The sequence below is a fragment of the Streptomyces tailanensis genome (assembly GCF_008386495.1).
Taxonomy (GTDB): domain Bacteria; phylum Actinomycetota; class Actinomycetes; order Streptomycetales; family Streptomycetaceae; genus Streptomyces; species Streptomyces tailanensis.
This window is the reverse complement of the sequence record NZ_VTHJ01000001.1, coordinates 106,185-115,893: the sequence shown is the minus strand read 5'-3', so window position 1 is coordinate 115,893 and position 9,709 is coordinate 106,185. Positions and strand designations below refer to the sequence as shown.

Below are 9,709 nucleotides of genomic sequence, written 5' to 3'. Positions count from 1 at the left end.
TTTGGTCCCCCCCCCCCCACTCCATGTCCTGTCCGCTACTGGTCCCGGTACATCTCCGCGACGAGGAACGCCAGGTCAAGCGACTGGCTGCGGTTGAGGCGGGGGTCGCAGGCCGTCTCGTAGCGCTGGTGCAGGTCGTCGACGAAGATCTCGTCGCCGCCGCCCACACACTCGGTGACGTCGTCGCCGGTGAGCTCGACGTGGATGCCGCCCGGGTGGGTGCCCAGGCCCTTGTGGACCTCGAAGAAGCCCTTGACCTCGTCGAGCACGTCGTCGAAGCGGCGGGTCTTGTGGCCGGAGGCCGCCTCGAAGGTGTTGCCGTGCATCGGGTCGGTCACCCAGGCCACGGTCGCGCCGGAGGCGGTGACCTTCTCGACCAGCTCGGGCAGCTTGTCGCGGACCTTGTCGGCGCCCATGCGGACGATGAAGGTCAGGCGGCCCGGCTCACGGTCGGGGTCGAGGCGCTCGATGTACTGCAGCGCCTCCTCGGCCGTCGTCGTCGGGCCGAGCTTGATGCCGATCGGGTTGCGGATCTGCGAGGCGAACTCGATGTGCGCGTGGTCCAGCTGGCGGGTGCGCTCACCGATCCACACCATGTGCGCGGAGACGTCGTACAGGTGCCCCGTGCGCGAGTCCACGCGGGTCAGCGCCGACTCGTAGTCGAGCAGCAGCGCCTCGTGCGAGGAGAAGAACTCGACGGTGCGGAACTCCTCCGGGTCCGCGCCGCAGGCGTGCATGAAGTTCAGCGCGTTGTCGATCTCGCGGGCGAGCTGCTCGTAGCGCTGGCCGGACGGGGACGACTTCACGAAGTCCTGGTTCCAGGCGTGCACCTGGCGCAGGTCGGCGTACCCGCCGGTGGTGAAGGCACGGACCAGGTTGAGCGTGGAGGCGGAGGCGTTGTACATCCGCTTCAGACGCTCGGGGTCCGGGATGCGGGCCTCTTCGGTGAAGTCGAAGCCATTGACGGAGTCGCCCCGGTAGGTCGGGAGCGTCACGCCGTCACGGGTCTCGGTCGGCTTCGAGCGGGGCTTGGAGTACTGGCCTGCGATCCGGCCGACCTTCACGACCGGCACGGAGGCCGCGTACGTGAGGACCGCGCCCATCTGGAGCAGCGTCTTCAGCTTGTTGCGGATGTGATCGGCCGAGACGGCGTCGAAGGCCTCGGCGCAGTCGCCGCCCTGGAGGAGGAACGCCTCTCCCTTGGCGACGGCCGCCATCCGGGCACGCAGCTGGTCGCACTCGCCCGCGAAGACGAGCGGCGGATACGACTCGAGCTCCGCAACAACTGCGCGCAGAGCCTCGGTGTCGGGGTACTCGGGCTGCTGCGCCGCGGGCAGGTCTCGCCAGGTGTTGCCAGCGCTCGCGCTGGACTTAGCGTTCACGGTCACGACGTCCACATTACGGGGTTGTGTCGGGGGTCCATCCACCTGCTCATCAAGTGAGACGCATCGCGCTCGATCTGAGCGGCGGGATCACGTGAGTTCTCGTGGATCTCCGGTAAGGTGCGGCGCATGTTCGCGCACTCGATCCAGAACTGGTGGTGGACCGCTCATCCGGCGGCCCACTGATTGCGCGTACGCAAGACTTCGCGAAGGCCGCCCGAGGGGCGGCCTTCGGTGTTTCCGGGTCCGGCCGTTCCTCTCCAGCTGATCCAGCTGATCCCACTGAGAAGGAACCCACGCCATGCATCTGCCCGACCTGCACTTCCTGCTCGACGATCCCCGCCCGTTCGCGCTGTTGCGCCGCCGCACACCCGGACACGACCACGACACCGTGGAGGTCCTGATCGGCCCGGTCCGCGCGTACGAGCGGCTCGCCGACATCCCCGACGAGGGGCTGGCCCTCGTCCCCTTCCGCCAGATCCGCGAACGCGGCTTCGACGTCCGCGACGACGGGACGCCGTTGTCCGTGCTGACACCTCAGGAGTCGTACGCCCTCCCGCTGGAGCGGGCCCTCGCCCAGCTGCCCGCGCACGACGTCCGGGTCGAGGGCGGCGGCTTCGATGTGCCCGACGAGGAGTACGCGGAGATCGTCGGCCGGGTGCTGCGCGAGGAGATCGGGCGGGGCGAGGGCGCGAACTTCGTGATCCGGCGGACATACGAGGGCGCGATCCCGGGCTTCGGCCGCGCCGACGCGCTCGCGCTGTTCCGGCGGCTGCTGGAGGGCGAACGGGGCGCGTACTGGACGTTCGTGGTCCACACCGGGGAGCGGACCCTCGTCGGGGCCAGCCCCGAGGTGCACGTCCGGATGTCGAGCAGGAGGGGCGGGCGCGAAGCGCTCTCGGTTGAGGGCGGTGGTGGGAGACGGGCGGGCGGGACGGTCGTGATGAACCCGATCAGCGGCACGTACCGCTACCCGGCCGGCGGGCCGACGCCGGAGGACCTGCTGGCCTTCCTCGCCGACGGCAAGGAGATCGAGGAGCTCTCGATGGTCGTCGACGAGGAACTCAAGATGATGTGCACGGTCGGCGACATGGGCGGGGTCGTGGTCGGGCCGCGGCTGAAGGAGATGGCCCATCTCGCGCACACCGAGTACGAGTTGCGCGGACGGTCGTCGCTGGATGTGCGGGAGGTCCTGAAGGAGACCATGTTCGCCGCCACGGTCACCGGGTCGCCGGTGCAGAACGCGTGCCGGGTCATCGAGCGGTACGAAGCGGGTGGGCGGGGGTACTACGCCGGGGCGTTGGCGCTGGTGGGGCGGGACGCGAGTGGTGCGCAGACCCTGGACTCGCCGATTCTGATCCGTACCGCCGACATCGCCGCGGACGGTCAACTGAAGGTGCCGGTGGGCGCCACGCTCGTACGGGGGTCCGATCCCGCGAGTGAGGTCGCCGAGACGCATGCGAAGGCGGCGGGGGTGCTGGCGGCGCTGGGTGTACGGGCCGGGCGGCCCGGCCGGGAGCGGGTGCGGCCCGGGTTGGCGGAGGATCCGCGGGTGCGGGCGGCGTTGGACGGGCGGCGGGCTTCGCTGGCGCCGTTCTGGCTGCGGATGCAGGAGCGGACGTCCGAGCTGACGGGGCATGCGCTCGTCGTGGACGCCGAGGACACGTTCACGGCCATGCTCGCGCATCTGCTGCGGTCGGCCGGCCTGGAGGTGACGGTACGGCGGTACGACTCGCCGGGGCTGCGGGAGGGTGTGCTCGCGCACGAGGGGGTTGTGGTGCTCGGGCCCGGGCCCGGGGATCCGGGGGACGGTTGTGATCCAAAGATGCGGTTCCTGCGGTCGCTGACCGCCGAGGTGTTGCGGGGGCATCGGTACGGGGTGCTCGGGGTGTGTCTCGGGCATGAGTTGATCTCGGCGGAGTTGGGGCTGGAGATCGTGCGGAAGTCAGTGCCGTATCAGGGGGCGCAGACGGAGATCGATCTGTTTGGGCGGGGCGAGACGGTTGGGTTCTACAACAGCTTTGTGGCGCGCTGTGATGACGGGGCGGTGGCGGAGTTGGCTGCGCGTGGGGTTGAGGTCAGTCGGAGTGTGAGTGGGGAGGTGCATGCGGTGCGGGGGGCCGGGTTCGCGGGGGTGCAGTTCCATCCCGAGTCCGTGCTGACGCTTGATGGGGTGTCGGTGGTGCGGGAGTTGGTGGCGGGGCTTCAGTCCCTGCGGGCGCTCTAGGGTTTTTCGCCCCCGCCGCCCCTACCCATTCCCATCCCCCAGGGGCGGCTGCCCCTTCGACCCCGCTTCGCCTTCCAGCTCGGGGGGGTCGGTTTGTATGGCGGGTGCGGGTGGGTGGGAACTGCGCGAGCAACCACCCGCCACCTGCAGCCGCCAACGAAGCCGAACCCCCGAGCTCTTCCGCGGCGCTTCCCTCAAGTCAGCCGAAGAAGACTCCGACCTCCTCGTACAGCTTGGGGTCCACCGTTTTCAGTTTGGCCGTGGCCTCGGCGATGGGGACTCGGATGATGTCGGTGGCGCGGAGGGCGACCATCTTGCCGAAGTCGCGGTCGTGGACGGCGTCGATGGCGTGGAGGCCGAAGCGGGTGGCGAGCCAGCGGTCGAAGGCGCTGGGGGTGCCGCCGCGTTGGACATGGCCGAGGACCGTGGTGCGGGCCTCCTTGCCGGTTCGTTTCTCGATCTGCTTGGCGAGCCATTCGCCCACACCGGAGAGGCGGACGTGGCCAAAGGAGTCCAGGGACTCGTCCTTCAGCACCATGTCGCCGTCCTTCGGCATCGCCCCCTCCGCCACGACCACGATCGGCGCGTACGACGCCTTGAAGCGGGAGGTCACCCAGGCGCACACCTTGTCGACGTCGAACCGCTGCTCGGGGATGAGGATGACGTTCGCGCCGCCGGCCAGGCCGGAGTGGATGGCGATCCAGCCTGCGTGACGGCCCATCACCTCGACGACCAGGACACGCATATGGGACTCGGCGGTGGTGTGCAGACGGTCGATCGCTTCCGTCGCGATGCCCACGGCCGTGTCGAAGCCGAAGGTGTAGTCCGTGGCGGAGAGGTCGTTGTCGATCGTCTTCGGGACGCCCACGCACGGCACGCCGTACTCGCCGGAAAGACGCGCGGCCACCCCCAGCGTGTCCTCCCCGCCGATGGTGATGAGGGCCTCGACCTCCTGCTTGGCGAGGTTGTCCTTGATGCGGCGGATGCCGTTCTCCTGCTTGAGCGGGTTGGTGCGCGAGGAGCCGAGGATAGTACCGCCTCGGGGCAGGATGCCGCGTACGGCGGGGATGTCGAGACGGACGGTGTCGTTGTCCAAAGGACCCCGCCAGCCATCCCGGAAGCCGACGAAGTCGTAGCCGTACTCCTGCACGCCCTTGCGGACGATGCCCCGGATGACGGCGTTGAGCCCGGGGCAGTCGCCGCCTCCGGTCAGTACTCCGACCCGCATGGAAATGTCCCTTCGCCGCCGTTGCCGTAAGCCTTGCGCAGCACGGTAATGGTGACTCAGGTCACTTCGACATGACCGGGTAAGGGCAATTCCGGTGAACTGTCGGGAGGTTGGTTTACTCCTCGGATTGACTTACTGCTCGTCCCAGGTCGGCTTACTCGTCGTCCAGGCCGCGCTCTATCGCGTAGCGGACCAGTTCCACCCGGTTGTGGAGCTGGAGCTTGCCGAGGGTGTTCTGGACGTGGTTCTGGACGGTGCGGTGCGAGATGACGAGGCGTTCGGCGATCTGCTTGTAGCTCAGGCCCTTGGCGACGAGACGGAGGACCTCGGTCTCGCGGTCGGTGAGCTGCGGGGCCTTGGGCTCGTCGGCGCCCGGTGCGGGTGCGGGTTCGGAGGCGAGACGGCGGTACTCGCCGAGGACCAGGCCTGCGAGGCCGGGGGTGAAGACGGGGTCGCCGACGGCGGTGCGGCGTACCGCGTCGATGAGTTCCTCGGTCGAGGCGGACTTCAGCAGGTAGCCCGTCGCGCCGGACTTGACCGCCTCCAGGACGTCCGCGTGCTCGCCGCTCGCCGACAGGACGAGGACGCGCAGGGCGGGGTTGGCGCCGACCAGTTCCTTGCAGACCTGGACGCCGGGCTTCGCGGGCAGGTTCAGGTCCAGCACGAGGACGTCGGGCGCGGCGGCCTTGGCGCGGCGCACCGCCTGCTCTCCGTCGCCCGCCGTGGCGACCACGTCGAAGCCGGACTCGGCCAGGTCGCGGGCGACCGCGTCGCGCCACATGGGGTGGTCGTCGACCACCATGACCTTGATCGGGCCAAGCGTGGGCTGTCCGCCCTGCGCCGGCTGTCCGTCGAGTCCGTCCACCGGCCTACCGTTCTCCGTCACCGCTTCTCCGCCTTCCCCCGTGCGTTCTTCGGCCCTTCGGAGGCCTTCGGTACCTTCAGTTCGACTTCCGTGCCCTGGCCCGGGACCGAGATCAGCTCGGCCGTGCCGCCGATGTCGCGCAGCCGCCCCCGGATGGACAGGGCCACCCCGAGCCGTCCCTCGCCCTCGGCCTGGGCGAGCCGTCCCTCGGGGATGCCGGGGCCGTCGTCCCGTACGGTCACGATGATCTCGTCCGGCCAGTCCTCGACCAGGATCCAGGCCCGGGCCTCGTCTCCGGCGTGCCTCCGCACATTGTCCAGGGCGGCACCGACGGCGGCGGCCAGTTCGCGCGCGGCCGACGGGACGAGCGGGACCGGGTTGCCGGGCTCGGAGAGGGTCACCTTCGCGCCGGCGTACGCGGCGAGGAGGGTGCGCAGGTCCAGCGGGCCCGCCGCGTCGTCCGGGGTGTCCGGGGCGTCCGGCTCCTCCACGGCCCGTACGAGCGCGCCCTCGGCCTCGTCCTCGGAGATCCGCGACACGGGTACGAGGCCGCCGGAGACCAAGGTGCGCAGCGCGACCTCCTGCTCGCCGGCCATCCGGCCCAGCTCAGCGGCCTCACCACCGAGGGCGTTGCCGCGCCGCTGGACCATGGCGAGGACCTGGAGCACGCCGTCGTGGATGTCGCGGGCGAGGCGTTCCCTTTCGCGGGTGGCGGCCTCGATCTCCAGGGCGCGGGCGAGGGTGCGCTCCGAGGCGCGGGCGACCTCGACGACGTAGCCGATGGCGATGGAGGCGACCCAGACCAGCACCACGTTGTGGATGGTGTCGCGGGTGGGGGCGCCGCGGTGGATCAGGTTGGCGACGGCGACGAGCGTGGAGGCGAAGGCGGCCCAGCGCCAACCGCCCTTGATGGCGAAGGCCAGCACCGCGCCCGCGGTCCATATCGACGGCAGCGTCGGACCGCCGGACTCGACCCGGGCGGCCGAGTCGGCGAACCGGGTGAGCAGGATGCCGACCATCGCGATGGTGAGGTCGGCGGCGAGGAACCGCTTGGTGCAGCTGGCCGCGTTCGCGACCTTGGGCAGGGTCACCAGGGTCCAGCCGGCCAGGACCGCGAAGTAGGCGATGGCCAGCCAGGGGCGCTCGAACTTGTCGTACGCGCTGATGAAGAGGCCGACCGCGTAGATCATCGTCAGGACGCGGTAGCCGGTGAGCGCGCGCCACAGCGGCTGCTCGACCGACATCCTCATGACTCTCTCGCGCCTGGGCACGCCCCCAACCCCCGTTCGCTACGAACCTACGAACCCGACCGTTCCTTGTCCGCCTGTTCCTTCTCGGCCTTGGCGAGCGCCGCCTTGGCGGCCTTGCCGGCTTCTTTCTCGGCCTTGGCCGCGTCCGCGATCTGCCGCTTGGCGGCGGTCGCGTACATGTCGACGTACTCCTGGCCGGAGAGCTTCATGATCTCGTACATGACCTCGTCGGTCAGCGCCCGCAGGACGAAGCGGTCGTGCTCCATGCCCTGGTAGCGGCTGAAGTCGAGGGGCTTGCCGATGCGGATGCCGGGGCGCATCACCTTTGGCAGGACCTTGCCCGGCGGCTGGATCTTCTCGGTGTCGATCATGGCGACGGGGATGACGGGCGCGCCGGTGGCGAGGGCCACGCGGGCCAGGCCGCCGGGCTTGCCGCGGTAGAGGCGGCCGTCGGGCGAGCGGGTGCCCTCGGGGTAGATGCCGAACAGCTCGCCGCTCTCGATGACCTGTATGCCGCTCTTGATGGCGGCCTCGCCCGCGCCGCGCGCGCCGGAGCGGTCCACGGGGAGCTGGCCCACGCCCTTGAAGAAGGCCGCCGTCAGCTTGCCCTTGATGCCGGGCGTGGTGAAGTACTCGGCCTTCGCGATGAAGGTGACCTTGCGGTCGAGCACGGCGGGCAGGAAGAACGAGTCGGAGAACGAGAGGTGGTTGCTCGCCAGGATCGCCGCGCCCTCGGCCGGAATGTTCTCCAGGCCTTCCACCCAGGGCCGGAAGGTGACCTTCAACGGTCCCCCGATAGCGACCTTCATCGCGCCGTACAACAACCGAGTGCCTCTCTGTGTTCTGTAGATCAGACCTTAACCCGGACGGCTGACGGAAGAGGCCGACGCCCCGGCCGGTGTCAGGCCCGCCACCGACTCCCCCACCGCCCGCAACCTGCTTCCCCAACGGGCCCTCCACCGGCCGAAGCCCCTGGTCGGTGTCAGTGCGGTCGCGTACGGTGAAGCACACCCGGACTCGTTTCACACCCTTCTCATGAACAGGAGACCGAACCGTGCCGGTCCTTCCTGGAGCCGAGCCCTACCGCCACGAGGGCGGGGAGGTGGGAGTCCTCCTCTGCCATGGCTTCACCGGTTCCCCGCAGGCCCTGCGCCCCTGGGCCGAGTACCTCGCCGGGCGCGGCCTGACCGTCGCGCTGCCGCTGCTGCCGGGGCACGGCACACGCTGGGAGGAGCTGCGCGTCACCGGTTGGCAGGACTGGTACGCCGAGGTGGACCGCGAACTGCGCGTCCTGCGCGAGCGCTGTGCCCATGTCTTCGTCGCGGGGCTGTCCATGGGCGGCGCACTGGCGCTGCGGCTGGCCGCGAAGCACGGGGACGCGGTCGACGGCGTCGTGCTCGTCAATCCCTCCAACAAGGTGCACGGCCTGGCCGCGTACGCCCTCCCCGTGGTCCGGCACCTCGTCCCCACGACCAGGGGGATCACGGGCGACATCGCGAAGGAGGGTGTCGAGGAGCTGGGCTACGACAAGGTGCCGCTGCACGCGGCGCACTCGCTGCGGATCTTCCTGCGGCTCGTCGACGGCGAACTGCCCCAGGTGACACAGCCGTTGCTGCTGCTGCGCAGTCCGGGGGACCATGTGGTGCCGCCCGCCGACTCCGATCGCGTCCTCGGCCGGGTGTCGTCGAGGGACGTCACGGAGATCCTGTTGGAACAGAGCCACCACGTCGCGACGTTGGACCACGACGCGGGCCGGATCTTCGAGGAGAGCCACAGGTTCGTCACCCGTCTTGTGAAGGAGTCCGGAGCAGGATCCGTACATCAGTCCGATACGGGATCCGAGAAGCGGTCGGGTGCGGGATCCGACGAGGAGTCCGTGGGACAGAGGGAAGGGACGGCCACTGGTGGCTGAGCACGACTCCGAGCGTGAGCCGGAGGAGCAGGGCGCGCCGCTCGGCGAGCGCCACGGTGACTCCTCGGGCGGCTCCGCGGGCGCCTCCTCCGGCGAGTCGCCGGGCAAGGAGCAGCACGTGCCGTTCGACGAGGACGCCGCGTGGCGGGCCATCGTCGCCGGGTTCGGCGAGGAGCCGCCGGACCCGCCGGGCGCCAAGCCGTTCAAGTCGGTGGAGGACCTGGCGCTGCTCGAGGCCGAGCCGGACGACTCCGCGGACAAGTCCCCCGGTGACTCCGCCGATACCGCCGGCCCCGCGGCCCCGAAGCCGCTGGGCAGTTCGGTCGCGTTCGCGCCGGGCGTGGGCGCCGGTCCGCGCGACTACAGCGTGCCCGACCCCGTCGGCGAGGACACCGCCGAGGACGACGACGAGGATGACGGCGAGGGCCACTTCGTACCGCCCGAGCCGCCCCCGCTGCCGGAGGCCGACGCGACCGCCAAGTTCGCCTGGCTGGGGGTGGTCGGCGGGCCGGTCCTGCTGCTGCTCGCCGTCCTGTTCGGCTGGGACATGACCTGGTGGCTCACCACCCTCGGCATCGGCGGCTTCCTCGGCGGCTTCGCCACGCTGGTGATGCGCATGAAGCCCGACGACGAGGACGACGACGATCCGGGACGGGGCGCGGTCGTCTGACCCCACCGCCGTATCGCCGCATCGCCGTACGAGGGGCCCGTCCGGGAACGTTCCGGGCGGGCCCCCGCCGTTGCCGTACGCAGGCCTCGCCGTGCCCGTGCGACGGAAATGGAACCCGATCGTGCCGAGCGGCGAAGGACAGGTGAACGACCCAATGAGCCCAAGCCTTCGAGGC

Annotated in this window: 9 protein-coding genes; 4 read left to right on the top strand and 5 right to left on the bottom strand. The window is 70.2% G+C overall.

Going from position 1 to position 9,709, the window contains the following annotated elements:
* Nucleotides 1-35 precede the first annotated feature (35 nt).
* Nucleotides 36-1,388 carry a class II 3-deoxy-7-phosphoheptulonate synthase gene (locus tag F3T56_RS00515; protein WP_149822619.1) on the bottom strand — a complete coding sequence of 451 codons (1,353 nt, stop codon included), beginning with the start codon at nt 1,386-1,388 and terminating at the stop codon, nt 36-38.
* A 123-nt stretch (nt 1,389-1,511) separates the two neighbouring features.
* Here F3T56_RS00515 and F3T56_RS49970 point away from each other — a divergent pair, with 123 nt between their 5' ends.
* Together F3T56_RS49970 and F3T56_RS00505 are read left to right on the top strand one after the other, a co-directional pair.
* Nucleotides 1,512-1,568 carry a trp operon leader peptide gene (locus tag F3T56_RS49970; protein WP_076973970.1) on the top strand — a complete coding sequence of 19 codons (57 nt, stop codon included), beginning with the start codon at nt 1,512-1,514 and terminating at the stop codon, nt 1,566-1,568.
* Between the two features lie 115 nt (nt 1,569-1,683).
* On the top strand, nt 1,684-3,609 hold the full coding sequence (locus F3T56_RS00505) for an anthranilate synthase family protein (protein WP_149822618.1): 1,926 nt from the start codon (nt 1,684-1,686) through the stop codon (nt 3,607-3,609).
* Nucleotides 3,610-3,808: 199 nt separating this feature from the next.
* Here F3T56_RS00505 and F3T56_RS00500 read toward each other — a convergent pair whose 3' ends face one another.
* The 4 genes from F3T56_RS00500 to F3T56_RS00485 all read right to left on the bottom strand — a co-directional run bounded on the left by F3T56_RS00500 (nt 3,809) and on the right by F3T56_RS00485 (nt 7,761).
* Nucleotides 3,809-4,837 carry a 6-phosphofructokinase gene (locus F3T56_RS00500; RefSeq protein ID WP_149822617.1) on the bottom strand — a complete coding sequence of 343 codons (1,029 nt, stop codon included), beginning with the start codon at nt 4,835-4,837 and terminating at the stop codon, nt 3,809-3,811.
* Nucleotides 4,838-4,991: 154 nt separating this feature from the next.
* Complete coding sequence (locus F3T56_RS00495; RefSeq protein WP_149822871.1) at nt 4,992-5,639, bottom strand: response regulator; 648 nt, start codon at nt 5,637-5,639, stop codon at nt 4,992-4,994.
* Between the two features lie 80 nt (nt 5,640-5,719).
* Nucleotides 5,720-6,973, bottom strand: coding sequence for a MacS family sensor histidine kinase (macS, locus tag F3T56_RS00490; protein WP_149822616.1), 1,254 nt, complete (start codon nt 6,971-6,973; stop codon nt 5,720-5,722).
* A gap of 26 nt (nt 6,974-6,999) precedes the next feature.
* Complete coding sequence (locus F3T56_RS00485) at nt 7,000-7,761, bottom strand: lysophospholipid acyltransferase family protein (protein WP_149822615.1); 762 nt, start codon at nt 7,759-7,761, stop codon at nt 7,000-7,002.
* 245 nt (nt 7,762-8,006) lie between these two features.
* Between F3T56_RS00485 and F3T56_RS00480 the strand changes: the two genes are divergently transcribed.
* Both F3T56_RS00480 and F3T56_RS00475 read left to right on the top strand, forming a co-directional pair.
* Nucleotides 8,007-8,864, top strand: a complete 858-nt coding sequence (locus F3T56_RS00480) for an alpha/beta hydrolase (RefSeq protein WP_149822614.1) — start codon at nt 8,007-8,009, stop codon at nt 8,862-8,864.
* On the top strand, nt 8,857-9,534 hold the full coding sequence (locus F3T56_RS00475) for a hypothetical protein (protein WP_149822613.1): 678 nt from the start codon (nt 8,857-8,859) through the stop codon (nt 9,532-9,534). Before F3T56_RS00480 ends, F3T56_RS00475 begins: the two co-directional genes overlap by 8 nt.
* Nucleotides 9,535-9,709 lie beyond the last annotated feature (175 nt).

What these genes read in the sequence shown, in the direction of transcription:
- F3T56_RS00505 (WP_149822618.1), top strand. Translation starts at nt 1,684, where the DNA reads ATGCATCTGCCCGACCTGCACTTCCTGCTCGACGATCCCCGCCCGTTC.
- F3T56_RS00500 (WP_149822617.1), bottom strand. Translation starts at nt 4,837, where the DNA reads ATGCGGGTCGGAGTACTGACCGGAGGCGGCGACTGCCCCGGGCTCAAC.
- F3T56_RS00495 (WP_149822871.1), bottom strand. Translation starts at nt 5,639, where the DNA reads ATGGTGGTCGACGACCACCCCATGTGGCGCGACGCGGTCGCCCGCGAC.
- F3T56_RS00485 (WP_149822615.1), bottom strand. Translation starts at nt 7,761, where the DNA reads ATGAAGGTCGCTATCGGGGGACCGTTGAAGGTCACCTTCCGGCCCTGG.